Here is a 14,103-nt window from a genome sequence, read left to right on the forward strand (position 1 = left end):
GATGACTTGACAAGCATTTTGCTTGCTATTTGTACAACTTTCTTGAAACAACAAGGCCCCGCCTTGCGGCAGGGCCTCGAGGGCTACTATTCCGAAGCGTTCAGACGCGTTCGAAGATGGTCGCGATACCCTGACCACCGCCGATACACATCGTCACCAGCGCGTAACGGCCGCCGGTGCGCTGCAGTTCGTAGAGCGCCTTGGTGGCGATGAAGGCACCGGAACAGCCGACCGGGTGACCGAGGGCGATCGCGCCGCCGTTCGGGTTGGTCTTGGCCGGATCCAGACCAAGAACTTTGGTCACGGCCAGCGCCTGCGCGGCAAAGGCTTCGTTGGACTCGATGACATCCATCTGATCAAGGGTCAGGCCAGCCTTCTTGAGCGCAAGGCGGGTCGCCGGGATCGGACCTTCGCCCATGATGTCGTTCGGCACGCCGGCAACAGCGTAGGAAACGAGGCGAGCCATCGGCTTGTAGCCAGCGTTGGCAGCGGCAGCGGCATCGGCCAGCACGAAGAAGGCGGCGCCATCGTTGATGCCGGAAGCGTTACCAGCGGTGACGGTGCCATCCTTCTTGAAGGCGGGCTTCATCTTGGCCAGCGATTCCATGGTTGTGCCACGCTTCAGGTGCTCATCGGTGTCGAACACCACTTCGCCCTTGCGGGTCTGCTTGACGATGGGGACGATCTGGGACTTGAAGCGGCCTTCGTCGATGGCAGCAGCAGCGCGACGCTGGGATTCAACGGCAAACGCATCCTGCTCTTCGCGGGAGATGTTGTGCTTGGTCGCCAGGTTTTCAGCGGTGATGCCCATGTGGCCAACGCCGAACGGGTCGGTCAGCACGGCAACCATGGAGTCGATGGCCTTGGTGTCACCCATGCGGGCGCCGGAGCGCAGCGCGGGCAGCATGTAGGCGGCCTTGGACATGACTTCGACGCCGCCGCCGATACCGAAATCGGCATCACCCAGCAGGATGTTCTGAGCGGTGGTCACGATGCCCTGGAGGCCGGAGGCACACAGGCGGCTGACCTGCATGGCAACTGAATCCATCGACAGCCCGGCCTGGATGGAGGCAACACGGGAAGCGTAGGCGTAACGGGAGTCGGTGGGCATGGTGGTGCCCACGGTGACGTAGTTGATCAGCTGGGGATCAACGGCGGAGCGGGCAACCGCTTCCTTCATCACGATGCCGGCCAGTTCGCTGGTATCGAAATCAGCGAGCGCGCCACCGAAGGCACCGATGGCAGAACGGACAGCGCTCAGAACCACAACTTCACGATTAGCCATATTTATTCCTCCTCTCAATTACTACGGGAAATTACCAACCCATCCTTGCCACGCTCAGCAGTGCCAGTACAAGAAACACCAGCACAAGCGTTCTCCAGACCAAGCCGATAGTGCTTTGCATGAAATCGGCGTCCGCATCATCGCCGATTCCCATTTCAGGACGTTCAACTACTTCGCCGGATTCGAAGATCGGCATGCCGAGGCGGACGCCAAGCGCCCCTCCCCCGCTGGAAAGCAGTATACCGGAAGCCTTGTCCTTCCATTGACTGGCCTGCGCACGCCAGCAATAGACGCCGTCCTCGAAGTCGCCGACGATCGAGAACGCCGCCGCCGAAAGGCGCACGGGCAGCCAGTCCAGGGCCGCGCAGGCCTTGCGGGAGAACTCACCGAAGTCGCCGAAATCAAGCCCGCCGCTGCGACAGCCCCACTCCTGATCGAAGAAGCGTGCAAGGCGATAGAGCAAGGCGCCGCTCGGGCCGGGTAGGAGAATGAACCAGAAGATCACGCCGAAGACATTGCGGTGAGAGGCGATCAACGCCTCTTCGATGGCCAGCCGGGCAACTTCGCTGGAGCTGGATTCGTCGTGGGAGCGGCCGCGCCACTCGCTGATCAGCTGCCGCGCACGGGGCAGCTCGCCCATCCGCAGCGCCAGCTGGATGTCGGTGAAGTAGTGGCTGACGTGCCGGAAGCCCATCGTCAGGTAGAGCACGACCACATTGAAGGCCAGCGCCAGGACGAAGTGGATGTTCCAGAGCAGGAAGTAGACCAGCGCCGAAGCGAAACAGACGGACAGGATCGCGACCCACCACGCCACGGCGCCGTGGCGGGCTTCGCCGTCATTGAAACGGTCTTCAAGAAAACGCGCAAAAGCCTTGAGGGGCGCCTGGACGAAACGCTCGACGGAGAGCGGACGAAGTTGCTCGATGAGCAGGGCGACGATCAGCGAAAACAGGGTCATGCGGCGGGGGGCTTTTTGAAAGCCCTCGAAGTTCAGGCCTATTGGGGGTTGCTCAAGATACCACCAAACGCACCCAACACAAATGCCGTTCGCTCAACGGTGGAAGAATCGATACAGGCTGACGATCATCCCGGCCGTCGCACCCCAGATGAAGTAATCGCCATAGGGCATGGCGTAGTACTCGCGCAGCTTGCCGCGCACCTCAACCCGATGCAGTTGGTGATTGGCTTCGTCAAGGAGAAAGGACAGCGGCACCTCGAACACCTCGGCCACCTCGAAGGCATCGGGCGAAAGCTCGAAGGGCGGCGTGACCAGCCCGACCACCGGCGTCACGTCGAAGCCGGTGCCGGTCCGGTACTGGGGCAGACAGCCGAGCAGCTCCACGTGGTGCCGCGCGAGGCTGATCTCCTCCTCCGTCTCGCGCAGGGCGGTTTCGATGGGCGAGGTGTCCTGGGCTTCGACACGCCCACCGGGAAAGCTCACCTGACCGGGATGATGGTGCAGATGATCGGTGCGACGGGTGAGGAGCAGCGTGGGTTCCGGCTCGCGGAGCACGATGGGCACCAGCACTGCAGCCGGGCGCAACGGGCCGGTCGGGATCCCCTCCTCCACCGGCGAATCGAATCCCTTGTCGTCGGCAAAGCGGTGACGCAGCCAGTCGGCAGAAAATCGCGGGGGGGATTTCAGACCACTCATGAGTTCAGACCATCAGTAACGCTGACGCAACTGGAGCGCGGGGCCATCCCGCCGCATCTCCATGCGATTGAGAAAACTCATGCCGAGGAGCGCAAACGGCAGCTCGCCCGAATGCACGACGCCATCCACATTGCGCAGGGTCACGTCCCCCACGCGTACCGTATCCAGCACGACCCGCCAGGCCCGCGCGGTGCCGTTGGCGGTCTGCATCAGCGCGGGCTCACCCTTGGTGAAATCAATCCCGGCCTTGAGGGCATCACTGCGCCCGAGAGAGACGAAAGTCGCGCCGGTATCCACGATGAAGCGGACCTGGGCGCCGTTGATCGAACCCGTCGTATGAAACTGGCCGCCGCTGTCGGCCTGGATGACCACGCTCGGTGCACGCCCCCCGGTGCCAGCGCCGCTGACATGCACCGCCCGCTGACCGATCACCAGCCGATGCCGGCCGCCGTCGAATTCGAGCGTCGCGCCGTCGGAATCGACGCTGATGACCCGCACGCCGTCGGGCGAACGCGTGCCCACACCAACCGATCTGGGCGCACCGCCATTCACGACGATCAGCGCCTTGCCCGGAAAGACGCCCGCAAGCGCCACGTCCGTCGCAGCGGCCGGCAGGCTCGCCACCGCCGCAACGAAGGCGCACAGCAGAGGCGGCGGGCGGAGCTTCGTTAGCGAAAGAGATTCGATCATTTGACGATCATCACAAAAACAGATGGCAGACGCACGACCAAATCGAACCACCCTTCCCTTTTCACGGGCCGACAAAAAAGAAACCAGCCCGGAGGCTGGTTTCAATTATGCCGCGAGAACGTTTCACGCGTAGGTGTTGATGCGCCCGCCGATGGTTGCCGTCGGGTCCGGCGCGGCGACCGGCTCAGGCAGCGTCGCAATCAACTGGGCCGCATTGGCCTGCTGCAGATCAAGCTGCTTGCGCAGCATGACCAGCGACACGGTGTCCTGCGGCTGAACCTGCGAGGTCGTGGCGACCGAAGCGATGTTCATGGCTGCAAATCAATCCCTGAAGTTGCCATACTGCAAAGGATAGTCGGCAATTTCCTTGCGAACCAGGGCAATACAGTCTTGCAGGAGGTCGCGCTTGGCGCCACTCACCCGCACGGCTTCGCCCTGGATGCTGGCCTGAACCTTCAGCTTGCTGTCCTTGATGAGCTTGACGATCTTCTTGGACTGCTCCTGCTCGATGCCGACGCGGACCGTGAGTTCCTGCTTGACCTTGTTGCCGCCCACCTTCTGCACGTCGCCATGCTTGAGGCAGCGCACGTCGATCTTCTTGGCGGTCATCTCGGGCAGCAGGATGGCCAGCATCTGTTCGAGCTGAAAATCGCTGTCGCCGTGCAGGGTCAGCAGCTTTTCGGTCTGCTCGACCCGCGCGTCGCTGCCCTTGAAGTCGTAGCGGCCGGTGATCTTGCGATTGGCGCCCTCGACGGCGTTACGCAGGGCAACCATGTCGACTTCGGAGGTGATGTCGAAGGACGGCATGATCGACTCCCGTTCAGCCGAAGTAGCAGACGTAGTGGTAGGGCTCGCCCGTCACTTCGATGTCGAAGCTGGAGTCGCCCGGCACGTTGAAGCTCTCGCCAGCGGCGGAGGTCTTCCATTCGGTCTCGCCCTTCAGGCGATAACGGCAGGCGCCGGCCACGGTTTCCATCACTTCCGGCGCGCCGGTGTTGAAGGTCAGGCTGGCCGGCAGGATCACGCCGACGGTCTTCTTGCTGCCATCGGCGAACAGAACGGTGTGGCTGACGCACTTGCCGTCGAAATACACATTGGCTTGCTTGACGACGGACACGCCGTCGAATTGTGCAGACTGGGTCATTTTGTCAATTCAAAGGATGAAGTTATTCGATGCCGAGCAGCCGCTGGAGGATGCCCTTGGCCATGAAGCCGATGAAGCCGACGCCCAAGCCTATGAACATCCAGATCGCGCCGTATTTGCCTGCCTTGGATTCCCAGGCGAGGTGGCCGATGATGAAGATCATGTAGGCGATCAGGCCCCCGACGCAGACCTTGAGGGAGATGTCCTCAAACTCTGCGACGGTCAGCCCGAAGACGAATACGTCGTTGGGATCCATGCCGGCCGATCAGCCCCGCTTGTTCTTGGCGTTGGCCGCGATGCGCATGCGCAGCGCGTTGAGGCGGATGAAGCCGTGGGCATCCTTCTGGTTGTAGGCGCCCTGGTCGTCTTCAAAGGTGGCGATGGTCGGGTCGAACAGCGAATCGGTCTTCGAATCGCGGGCGACGACGATCACGTTGCCCTTGTAGAGCTTGATGCGGACCCAGCCATTGACGGTCTGCTGGGTCTGGTCGATCAGGGCCTGGAGGGCCAGACGCTCGGGCGACCACCAGTAGCCGGTGTAGATCATGCTGGCGTAGCGCGGCATGAGGTCGTCCTTGAGGTGGGCGACTTCACGGTCGAGGGTGATCGACTCGATGGCGCGGTGGGCACGCAGCAGGATGGTGCCGCCCGGGGTTTCGTAGCAGCCGCGGGACTTCATGCCGACGTAGCGGTTCTCGACCAGATCGAGGCGGCCGATGCCGTGCTTGCCGCCCAGCTCGTTGAGCTTGGCGAGCAGTTCGTGGGCCTTCATGCGGGTGCCGTTGATGGCAACCAGATCGCCCTTCTCGAACTCGAGATCGACGTACTCGGCGGCGTCCGGCGCGGCTTCCGGGGAAACCGTCCAGCGCCACATGGATTCCTCGGCCTCGGCGGACGGGTCTTCCAGGTGACGGCCTTCGAAGGAGATGTGCAGCAGGTTGGCGTCCATCGAGTAGGGCGAGCCGCCCTGCTTGTGCTTCATCTCGATGGGGATGCCGTTCTTTTCGGCGTAGGCCAGCAGCTTCTCGCGGGACAGCAGATCCCATTCGCGCCACGGGGCGATGACCTTCACGCCGGGCATCAGCGCGTAGTAGCCGAGTTCGAAGCGGACCTGGTCGTTGCCCTTGCCGGTGGCGCCGTGGGAGACGGCGTCGGCGCCGGTGAGGCGGGCGATCTCGATCTGACGCTTGGCGATCAGCGGACGGGCGATGGAGGTGCCCAGCAGGTACTCGCCTTCATAGACGGTGTTGCAGCGGAACATCGGGAAGACGAAGTCGCGCACGAACTCTTCGCGCAGATCATCGATGAAGATGTTCTCGGGCTTGATGCCGAACTGCAGCGCCTTGGCGCGGGCGGGTTCAAGCTCTTCGCCCTGGCCGAGGTCGGCGGTGAAGGTCACTACTTCGCATTGATAGGTGTCCTGCAGCCACTTGAGGATCACCGAGGTATCCAGCCCGCCCGAGTAGGCAAGCACCACTTTATTAACGTCGCTCATGTCCTGCTTTCTGCTAATGAGTAGATGAGTCTTGAATCAATTGTTGCCGTACTTCAGGGTCAGTCGTTTTCGACCTTGCCAATCATCAGGAATTCCATCAGGGCCTTCTGGGCATGGAGGCGGTTCTCGGCCTCGTCCCAAACCACCGATTGCGGGCCGTCGATCACTTCGGCCGTGACTTCCTCGCCTCGGTGCGCCGGCAGACAGTGCATGAACAGCGCGTCGGGGCTGGCCACCTGCATCATGTCGGCGTCGACCCGCCAGTCGGCGAAGTCGCGCATCCGCTCGTCGTTTTCGGCCTCGAAGCCCATGCTGGTCCACACATCGGTGGTGACCAGATCGGCGCCACGGCAGGCATCCATCGGATCGGCGAAACTCACGAAGTGGTCGGAGCCCTGCACGCCGGCGAGTTCGGGGCAGAACTCGTAGCCCGGCGGTGTCGAGACGTGGACCTTGAAGTCCAGCAGTTCGGCGGCCTGCAGCCAGGTGTTGCACATGTTGTTGCCGTCGCCGACCCACGCCACCGTCTTGCCCTGAATCGAGCCGCGATGCTCTATGAAGGTGAAGATGTCCGCCAGGATCTGGCAGGGGTGGAATTCGTTGGTGAGGCCGTTGATCACCGGCACGCGGGAGTATTCGGCGAAGCGCTCGATGATCGACTGCTCGAAGGTTCGGATCATCACGATGTCGCTCATCCGCGAGATCACCTGGGCGGCGTCCTCGACGGGTTCGCCGCGGCCGAGCTGGGAATCACGCGTGTTGAGGTAGATGGCCGAGCCGCCGAGTTGCTGCATCCCCGCCTCGAAAGACAGGCGCGTGCGCGTGCTGGCCTTCTCGAAGATCATCACCAGCGTCCGGTCGAACAGCGGGTGATGGGGTTCGTAGCGCTTGAACTTTTCCTTGATCCAGCGGGTGCGGGCAAAGAGGTAGTCGTACTCGGCGCGAGTGAAATCTTTGAACTGTAGGTAGTGTCTCGGTGCGTTCATGGCACTCGTTCTTGATTATGGTGCCGTCAGGCAAGTGGGTGAGTCTGCATGCTGTTGTCAGACGCACCCGGCAGGAAAGCCCGCCCGACAAAAAGGCGAAACGGCAGCTCACGCCGCCGTTTGGTATCTAGTAACAACGTATCATCCTAATTCAAAACCATCTTTTTGTATAGCCACCCCCGTTTTGCGGCTTTTTCGTGACACCTCACGCACATCTTCCCCGCGCCCATCTCCGGCCGCAGCCAGGAAAAAATCGCCCCGCCTGACGCCGTTCGCTCAAATTCACAAAAACGGTTACGTGATCGTGCCAATATCATGATCATTTGCTACCCTTCGCGGGCTTTTTAACCAAGGGGCGCAAGGCACCGCAGGTTGCCGCTGCAGGCATCAGGACGGCATCCCGCGCAAAAGCCTGGCAGGCACTCCGGATGACATCTTTTTTCATTGGCCGACAACTTTGTCCGCGCCATTGAAACCCGACGCAGATAACCTTACCCGACTTCCATCAACACGCCGGATGCCTTTCCGTTTCCAGCGAACCGAACTTACTCCGAGAGCGCAGCATATCCATGATCCGCGGCTTTATCGATTTCGACACCCTCGACCGCAACCAGAATTTTGACCGGCTCGACCTCCGGGACATCTCGCTGCCGGGCCTTCAACTTCAGCACGACGGCACCCGTGTGGCGGCTTTCGCCAATGGCGCACAGTTGATGCTGCTGCAGGGCGAACCGCGATTCCGTGATGCAGCCCTCGGTCGTCGCGTCGCGCAGGATGGCTGGACCGCCGTGATCGCCCAGCTCTGCGAAGCGCCGGACGCCTTCATCGCCGGCCTCGAAGGGCGTTTTGCGCTGCTGTGGATCGATCTCGCCAAGGGCCGCCTCGGGCTGGCTTCCGACCGCTTCAACACCTACGGCTTCTGCTACGCCAGCGAAGGCCGCCGCCTGAGCTTTGCCGACAAGGCCAACGAAGTGCCCGCGCTGCGCCGCGAGATCGACCGCCAGGGCGTGTTCGACTACCTGTACTTCCACGCGATTCCGGCGCCCGGCACCATCTTCAAGGATATCTTCCGCCTCGAGCCGGGCTCCCGCCTCAATGCCGACAAGGAGCGCACCCAGCTCGTCGCCTGGTGGCAGCCCCGCTTCGAAGAACCCGCCAGCGCCGATTTCGCCAGCAGCGCCACCACCTTCAAGACACTGATCAAGTCGGCCGTCGAACGCGAACTCGACGGCGCCTCGGTGGGCGCCTTCCTCTCTGGCGGCACCGACAGCTCCACCGTGGTCGGCATGCTCGCCAAGAGCGGCAACCCGGTCACCGCCTACTCCATCGGCTTCGAGGCCGAAGGCTACGACGAGATGGAGTTTGCCAAGATCGCCGCCAAGCACTTCGGCGTGAAGCACGTCCCGTACTACATCACCTCCGACGACCTGGTCGCCAATATCCCCAGCGTCGCCACGTCCTACGACCAGCCCTTTGGCAACTCGTCGGTGCTGCCTGCCTACCTGTGCGCCAAGCTGGCTCACGACGACGGCCACCGCAAGATGTTCGCCGGCGACGGCGGCGACGAACTCTTCGGCGGCAACACCCGCTACGCCAAGCAGCGCGTGTTCGGCTACTACGAGAACGTGCCCGGCCTCATCAAGAGCGCCCTCCTCGAACCCGTCATCATGCAGACCCCGCTGGGCAAGCTGCCGCTGATGCGCAAGGCCGCCAGCTACATCGAGCAGGCCACCACCCCGCTGCCCGAGCGCACCGCCCAGTACAACCTGATCTACCGCCTCGGGATGGACAACGTTTTCCCGAAGGATTTCCTCGCCGGCGTCGACACCGACGCGCCGGTCAAGCTGCAGCGCCGGGTCTGGCAGAACACCACCGCCCACGCGCTGGTGAACAAGATGCTCAATTTCGACTGGCGCTTCACGCTGGCCGACAACGATCTGCCCAAGGTGATCGGCAGCACCCGGCTTGCCGGCATGAACGTGATCTTCCCGCTCCTCGACGACGCACTGCTGGATTTCTCGCTCCAGCTGCCGCCCGAGTACAAGCTCAAGGGCCTCCAGCTGCGCTGGTTCTTCAAGGAAGCCCTGAAGGATTTCCTGCCGCCCGAGATCATCACCAAGAAGAAGCAGGGCTTCGGCCTGCCCTACGGTCACTGGGTGCTCAAGCACAAGGGCCTCGACAAGCTGGCCCGCGAATCCCTCGACGTGCTGGTTGAGCGCAACATCCTGCGCAAGGATTTCGTGAGCGAACTGTTCTCCACCCACCTGCCGGCCTACCCGGGCTACTACGGCGAGATGGTGTGGATTTCGATGATGCTCGGCCAGTGGCTGGACAAGCACGCGCCCGCCAGTCGCTGAACGTGAAAATGGCCGCTGCCTGAGCCGCGGCCATCGTCAAACCGGGGGTGAGCAAACGTCGGAAGATTGACGTTTGCTCACCCCGGGGCGTTTCAGGCTTTCTGCTTTCTGAGCTGGGCCAGCTCCGCCAGCGCTTCGGCAAGATTAGCCTCGGCCCGCTGGGCGCGGGCGGTCTCTGCAAGCCGCACCTCCTCGACCGCCCTCGCCCGGGCTTCCGCTGCGGCCACCGCAGATTCCTTGCCGTGGGCCGCTTCACTGGCGATCTTGAGCTGGGCCTGAAGGCGCTCGATCCGCCCTTCGGCAGCAGCCAGCGAGGTTTCGATCTGGCGGGTCTTCGACACGGCTTCGCGCAGGGCGGCCTTGGCCTCCTCGGTCTGCTCGCGCTGGCGCGCTTCCCGATCCTCCCGATTGGCGATCTGCTGACGCATCGCCATCAGCTCGGCCACCTTCTCCTGGCGGGCCGTCTCGATCTGCTTGAGCAGCAGCTCTCGTTCCTGGGCGCCTCGCTCCTGTTCATCCTTCAGGGACGCGCTGTAGCGATCCCGGTCGGCCTGAAGCAGGCGAACCATCCGCTCTGATTCCGCGGCGAACTTCTGCTCCCGCACCTCGGCCGCCTCTTCGAGCTGCTTCACGCGGTTTTCAAGCCCTTCCCGCTGGCGCAGGAATTCCAGTGCCTGGTTGCGCAAGTCCGTGATCGTGCTGTCGCGGCTGCTCACTTCCTGCTCCAGCAGCGCGATCTGCCGGGATGCGGTGGCGCCCACGGCTTCGAGCTGCCGGATGCGGTCGTCGGCTTCCTGGAAGCGCTGGCGCAGGGCTTCGCGCTCCTGCTCCAGATCCTGGCGCTGGGCAGCCAGAATCTGGTCGGCCTGCTGGAGCGACAGCGACCACATCTTGCTCATGAATGAATCCGTCGCCGAGATCAGCTCGTCGGGCATCCCCGGAATGCTGCGCTGACGGAAGAAGGCGGCGCCCGTCTCGCGGCGCCACTGGTCGATGTAGCGCTGGACGATCTCGCTCGAGCCCTTGTTGCCGAGCTCGGCATAGACGAGGTTGAACGACGGGTTCTCTCCCTGGGAGAGTAACTGAAAGCAGATCTGCTCGACTGCCTCGAACGTGACACTACTGCTGCGGGCCATGGTTCGTTCCCTTGCTTTGCGAGTGCAAATTAATGTAACGCAGGAACATTACCATACGTATACGCCCGGAAAACGTAATCTTTATGACGATTCGTCGACCGTGACACACCACCCCCGAAAAGCCTGAAAGGCTTACGTCACCCCACCCTAGGACTGACCGCCCGGCTTCTCGCCCGCCCACGGCAGGCGCTGCTTCTGCGCCTCATCGTGCCAGCGCTCTTCTTCCTCATGGATGTAGCGCTGGGTCGTCCGGGCATCCGTGTGCCGGGCATCCTTCTGCACATAGCGCTCGTCAATGCCGCTGTCGAGCTTGGCCGTGATGCCGGTGTGACGGCCCCAGTGGGCCGACGCCGCGCGGAGCTTTTCCTTCTTGTGCTCGGCATCGGACGGAAGCAGCTCGGCCGCGGCGCTGAAGATCTTTTTCAGGATCTGGTTGAGTCGCCGCGCGGTGATCGGGCTGCCGTCCTTCACCGATACCAGGATCGGCGTGGCGTCGTCTCGCCGGGGCACCGCGCTCAGGCCGAGGTATTTGCGGTACCGGATCAGCGCCTGGAGCATGTCGTCGGCCACCGGCACCTTCGCCTTCTTGCCGCCCTTCCCCACCACGTGCCACCACCACAGCCCGCGCTCTTCGCGGAAGCTGTTCATCCGGTGGCTTTCGAGCTCGCCGGCGCGGGGCGCCAGCATGTAGAGCGTCGCCGCAAGAAAACGCGCCCGTTCGTATTCGTCACGGCCCCGCTCCGAATCGCGCGGCATTGCCTCGATGGCAGCCGTCACCGCCTGCCACATCTGGGCATCGAGAAAACGCTCGATCTTCTCGACCTCGTCGGTACTCGCCACTGCCCGCAGGGGCCCCGCTGCTTCCGCGGACATCTTGCGGCGGCGCTGCCGGATGAGCCCGAGGGGGTTGCCCGCCAGATAACCGGCATCGACCAGATAGCGCATCAGCGAATTGATCGCCGCAATCGCGGTGAGCACCGCGCTTTCGGACAGCGGCCCGACAAACGGGCGCCACTTCTCCGTGCGCCGGTCGGCCTTGGGCCCGCACCAGAGCTGCGCGGGCTGCGGATCGGCGAGGAAGTTCAGGTAGCCTTCGAAATCCTGCCGATTGAGGCAGGAGATCGGCTTGCCGCAATCATTGAGCGACCACAGCAGCAGGCGCTCGCACTCGCGCTGATAGATGCGCAGCGTACCGAGGGAGCGATCGTACTCGGCCAGAAAGCAACGGATCGCATCCGCGTCGTTGTCGGCATTGATCTGCAGTCGGGCCGGGTCCGCCCGATTGACGCCTTGCCGACCATCCAGATCGGCAGGGATCTCGATCTCGTCGAGCGGACGGATCGGCACAAGCGGAGGTGCGACAAGCTGGGAAAACTCGGGAGCGGGCGCGGTCTTCTTTTTCATGGACTCAAGTTTAGCCCGAGTCCGCGGTCATGCTGGAAGACGCACTCGTGCGAACGATGCGCTTGCGGAAATCCGATAGCTGTATATACTTACAGTTATCGGATGCGCAACCAGTCATCAGGCCTTTTGGCCACGGCAAGGTCTGCGCATCTCACCTCAACGCCCCACGGGGCACCTGTCATGCTGAAAGGAGACTTCGATGGAAACCTTGATCTGCCGGATTCTGATGGTGAGCGGCGTAATCGTTGGCGTTCTGCTGGCCGGCGGCCAGGGCGACCATGCCCTGGTGCCCGCCCTGCTGGCCGTGATCGTCGCCGGGGTGCTGCGCCGGGTGGGTCCGTCGCTCCCCTGGCGCCTCGGGCACGGCCGGTATTGATGATTGCGGGCAGGCAAGGCATCCGGCCTGCCCGTAAGCCTTATTTTGCGCGGCCTGCGCGGGCCTTGCGTTCGGCCTGGATCAGCTCGGCGATATCGGTGTTGCGATACTTGGCTGCCCAGCTGTCGGCCGTCTCGTTCTGGTCATTCTTCAGATCGACGTTTGCGCCAGCCTTCAGCAGACGGACAACCACGTCCTCGTGGCCATTGCGGGCGGCAAACATCAGCGGCGTGCTCCGGTTGGGGGCCAGCGCATCGGGGTTGGCGCCCCTCGCCAGCAGCATCTCGACGATGCTCACGCGGCCTTCAAAGGCGGCATAGAGCAGCGGGTTCCAGCCGTCGTGATTGAACTGGGCACCGGCTTTCAGCAGCAGTTCAACCACCTCGGTATAACCCCGCAGGCTGGCCAGCATCAGGGCCGAATCGCCCGCGGCATTGCGCGCGTCGAGCTTGATGCCGCGCTGCTTGATCAGTTCGGCCACCACTTTGGGCTGCTCTTCGCGGGCCGCGGTGATCAGCAGCGTGTTGCCGGCAGCATCGGCCAGGTTGGGATCGGCCCCGCGGGCAACTTCCTGGGCGATTTCCTTCGCATCGCCAAGCTTGGCGGCGTTGAACAGATCATCTTGCGATGCAGCAAGCGCCGGCATCGACAGGTGCAGGCCAACGATCAAGGCCCCGATGGCCTTGACGCGCAGCGAACGGGGGGCGGGATGACAGGATACGAGGGCGGCTGTTTTCATGACGGTCTGGCGTGCTTGAAAAGCTGGAAGAAGTTACGCGTGGTCGCTTCAGCCACGGCCTGGAGCGTTTCTCCCCGGGCGGTGGCCACGGCTTCGGCCACGTGGCGGACGTAAGCCGGCTGGTTGGTCTTGCCCCGGAACGGCACCGGCGCGAGGTAAGGTGCATCGGTTTCCACGAGCAGTCGATCAGCCGGAACGTAGCGTGCCACATCCCGAAGGGATTCGGCAGTCTTGAAGCTGACGATGCCCGAAAATGAAATATAGAAGCCCAGATCAAGCGCCTGCTCGGCAACTTCACGGGTTTCTGTAAAACAGTGCATCACGCCACCGGCCTCGCCTGCGGATTCCTCCCGCATCAGGCGCAGGGTGTCGGCGGCGGAGTCGCGGGTGTGGATGATCAGCGGCTTGCCACAGGCCTTGGCAGCGCGGATGTGAGTCCGGAAACGATCCCGCTGCCACTCGGGCGCGTCCTTGTGCCAGTAGTAGTCGAGCCCGGTCTCGCCGATCGCCACAACTTTCGGGTGGGCCGCGAGCTCCAGCAATCGGGCGGTGTCGGGTTCGTCACAATCGGCGTTGTCAGGATGCACGCCAACCGACGCAAAGATGTTCGCGTGGCGCTCGGCAAGGCCGATCACGCCGGAGAGGGTTTCGAGTTTCACCGCCACGCACAGGGCGTGGGTGACGCCGTTCTCGGCCATCCGTTCGAGTAGCGCCGCCTCGTTCTCGATGAGGTCGGGGAAATCCAGGTGACAGTGGGAATCGACGAGCATGAAGGAGGCGAAAGTCTGCGAAAGGCTTCGATGAGCCTCTCAGGGTGAAAGCCGAAACGGAAAAAAT

16 protein-coding genes are annotated in these 14,103 nt (G+C 62.9%); 2 read left to right on the forward strand and 14 right to left on the reverse strand.

Features of this window, described 5'->3' with window-relative positions:
* Positions 1–100 precede the first annotated feature (100 nt).
* The 10 genes from QQK25_RS03865 to argF all read right to left on the reverse strand — a co-directional run bounded on the left by QQK25_RS03865 (position 101) and on the right by argF (position 7,254).
* Entirely contained in the window at positions 101–1,285 is a 1,185-nt protein-coding gene (locus QQK25_RS03865; protein WP_284186759.1) for an acetyl-CoA C-acyltransferase family protein, read from the reverse strand.
* A gap of 31 nt (positions 1,286–1,316) precedes the next feature.
* Positions 1,317–2,243 (reverse strand): CobD/CbiB family protein, encoded by a 927-nt coding sequence (locus QQK25_RS03870; RefSeq protein ID WP_153162966.1) that lies wholly within the window; start codon positions 2,241–2,243, stop codon positions 1,317–1,319.
* 93 nt (positions 2,244–2,336) lie between these two features.
* A complete protein-coding gene (locus QQK25_RS03875) occupies positions 2,337–2,939 on the reverse strand; it encodes a CoA pyrophosphatase (RefSeq protein WP_284186760.1) in 603 nt (200 codons plus the stop codon).
* A gap of 12 nt (positions 2,940–2,951) precedes the next feature.
* Positions 2,952–3,629, reverse strand: coding sequence for a retropepsin-like aspartic protease family protein (locus tag QQK25_RS03880; protein WP_284186761.1), 678 nt, complete (start codon positions 3,627–3,629; stop codon positions 2,952–2,954).
* A 123-nt stretch (positions 3,630–3,752) separates the two neighbouring features.
* Entirely contained in the window at positions 3,753–3,941 is a 189-nt protein-coding gene (locus QQK25_RS03885; protein ID WP_153162963.1) for a putative motility protein, read from the reverse strand.
* Between the two features lie 9 nt (positions 3,942–3,950).
* Complete coding sequence (locus QQK25_RS03890; protein ID WP_153162962.1) at positions 3,951–4,436, reverse strand: YajQ family cyclic di-GMP-binding protein; 486 nt, start codon at positions 4,434–4,436, stop codon at positions 3,951–3,953.
* 13 nt (positions 4,437–4,449) lie between these two features.
* Entirely contained in the window at positions 4,450–4,773 is a 324-nt protein-coding gene (gene ppnP / locus QQK25_RS03895) for a pyrimidine/purine nucleoside phosphorylase (RefSeq protein ID WP_284186762.1), read from the reverse strand.
* Positions 4,774–4,795: 22 nt separating this feature from the next.
* Complete coding sequence (locus QQK25_RS03900) at positions 4,796–5,029, reverse strand: DUF2788 domain-containing protein (RefSeq protein ID WP_284186763.1); 234 nt, start codon at positions 5,027–5,029, stop codon at positions 4,796–4,798.
* A gap of 9 nt (positions 5,030–5,038) precedes the next feature.
* Positions 5,039–6,268 carry an argininosuccinate synthase gene (locus tag QQK25_RS03905; protein ID WP_153162959.1) on the reverse strand — a complete coding sequence of 410 codons (1,230 nt, stop codon included), beginning with the start codon at positions 6,266–6,268 and terminating at the stop codon, positions 5,039–5,041.
* Positions 6,269–6,327: 59 nt separating this feature from the next.
* Positions 6,328–7,254 (reverse strand): ornithine carbamoyltransferase, encoded by a 927-nt coding sequence (argF, locus tag QQK25_RS03910; protein WP_284186764.1) that lies wholly within the window; start codon positions 7,252–7,254, stop codon positions 6,328–6,330.
* Between the two features lie 569 nt (positions 7,255–7,823).
* On the opposite strand from argF, the gene QQK25_RS03915 reads away from it, so the two are divergent.
* Entirely contained in the window at positions 7,824–9,611 is a 1,788-nt protein-coding gene (locus tag QQK25_RS03915) for an asparagine synthetase B family protein (protein WP_284186765.1), read from the forward strand.
* Positions 9,612–9,703: 92 nt separating this feature from the next.
* Here the strand turns inward: QQK25_RS03915 and QQK25_RS03920 are convergent, their stop codons facing one another.
* Both QQK25_RS03920 and QQK25_RS03925 read right to left on the reverse strand, forming a co-directional pair.
* Complete coding sequence (locus tag QQK25_RS03920; protein ID WP_284186766.1) at positions 9,704–10,747, reverse strand: DNA-binding protein; 1,044 nt, start codon at positions 10,745–10,747, stop codon at positions 9,704–9,706.
* Between the two features lie 147 nt (positions 10,748–10,894).
* A complete protein-coding gene (locus QQK25_RS03925) occupies positions 10,895–12,151 on the reverse strand; it encodes a tyrosine-type recombinase/integrase (protein ID WP_284186767.1) in 1,257 nt (418 codons plus the stop codon).
* 199 nt (positions 12,152–12,350) lie between these two features.
* Here QQK25_RS03925 and QQK25_RS03930 point away from each other — a divergent pair, with 199 nt between their 5' ends.
* Positions 12,351–12,527, forward strand: a complete 177-nt coding sequence (locus QQK25_RS03930) for a hypothetical protein (RefSeq protein ID WP_153162955.1) — start codon at positions 12,351–12,353, stop codon at positions 12,525–12,527.
* Between the two features lie 40 nt (positions 12,528–12,567).
* Here the strand turns inward: QQK25_RS03930 and QQK25_RS03935 are convergent, their stop codons facing one another.
* Positions 12,568–13,266, reverse strand: coding sequence for an ankyrin repeat domain-containing protein (locus QQK25_RS03935; RefSeq protein WP_284186768.1), 699 nt, complete (start codon positions 13,264–13,266; stop codon positions 12,568–12,570).
* On the reverse strand, positions 13,263–14,036 hold the full coding sequence (locus tag QQK25_RS03940; protein WP_284186769.1) for a TatD family hydrolase: 774 nt from the start codon (positions 14,034–14,036) through the stop codon (positions 13,263–13,265). Before QQK25_RS03940 ends, QQK25_RS03935 begins: the two co-directional genes overlap by 4 nt.
* Between the last annotated feature and the right edge of the window lie 67 nt (positions 14,037–14,103).

This window comes from Zoogloea oryzae (genome assembly GCF_030161255.1).
Lineage (GTDB): Bacteria > Pseudomonadota > Gammaproteobacteria > Burkholderiales > Rhodocyclaceae > Zoogloea > Zoogloea oryzae.

Excerpts from the sequence above, each read along its gene's own strand:
- QQK25_RS03865 (WP_284186759.1), bottom strand. The coding sequence starts at position 1,285 with ATGGCTAATCGTGAAGTTGTGGTTCTGAGCGCTGTCCGTTCTGCCATC.
- QQK25_RS03870 (WP_153162966.1), bottom strand. The coding sequence starts at position 2,243 with ATGACCCTGTTTTCGCTGATCGTCGCCCTGCTCATCGAGCAACTTCGT.
- QQK25_RS03875 (WP_284186760.1), bottom strand. The coding sequence starts at position 2,939 with ATGAGTGGTCTGAAATCCCCCCCGCGATTTTCTGCCGACTGGCTGCGT.
- QQK25_RS03880 (WP_284186761.1), bottom strand. The coding sequence starts at position 3,629 with ATGATCGAATCTCTTTCGCTAACGAAGCTCCGCCCGCCGCCTCTGCTG.
- QQK25_RS03885 (WP_153162963.1), bottom strand. The coding sequence starts at position 3,941 with ATGAACATCGCTTCGGTCGCCACGACCTCGCAGGTTCAGCCGCAGGAC.
- QQK25_RS03890 (WP_153162962.1), bottom strand. The coding sequence starts at position 4,436 with ATGCCGTCCTTCGACATCACCTCCGAAGTCGACATGGTTGCCCTGCGT.
- ppnP (WP_284186762.1), bottom strand. The coding sequence starts at position 4,773 with ATGACCCAGTCTGCACAATTCGACGGCGTGTCCGTCGTCAAGCAAGCC.
- QQK25_RS03900 (WP_284186763.1), bottom strand. The coding sequence starts at position 5,029 with ATGGATCCCAACGACGTATTCGTCTTCGGGCTGACCGTCGCAGAGTTT.
- QQK25_RS03905 (WP_153162959.1), bottom strand. The coding sequence starts at position 6,268 with ATGAGCGACGTTAATAAAGTGGTGCTTGCCTACTCGGGCGGGCTGGAT.
- argF (WP_284186764.1), bottom strand. The coding sequence starts at position 7,254 with ATGAACGCACCGAGACACTACCTACAGTTCAAAGATTTCACTCGCGCC.
- QQK25_RS03915 (WP_284186765.1), top strand. The coding sequence starts at position 7,824 with ATGATCCGCGGCTTTATCGATTTCGACACCCTCGACCGCAACCAGAAT.
- QQK25_RS03920 (WP_284186766.1), bottom strand. The coding sequence starts at position 10,747 with ATGGCCCGCAGCAGTAGTGTCACGTTCGAGGCAGTCGAGCAGATCTGC.
- QQK25_RS03925 (WP_284186767.1), bottom strand. The coding sequence starts at position 12,151 with ATGAAAAAGAAGACCGCGCCCGCTCCCGAGTTTTCCCAGCTTGTCGCA.
- QQK25_RS03930 (WP_153162955.1), top strand. The coding sequence starts at position 12,351 with ATGGAAACCTTGATCTGCCGGATTCTGATGGTGAGCGGCGTAATCGTT.
- QQK25_RS03935 (WP_284186768.1), bottom strand. The coding sequence starts at position 13,266 with ATGAAAACAGCCGCCCTCGTATCCTGTCATCCCGCCCCCCGTTCGCTG.
- QQK25_RS03940 (WP_284186769.1), bottom strand. The coding sequence starts at position 14,036 with ATGCTCGTCGATTCCCACTGTCACCTGGATTTCCCCGACCTCATCGAG.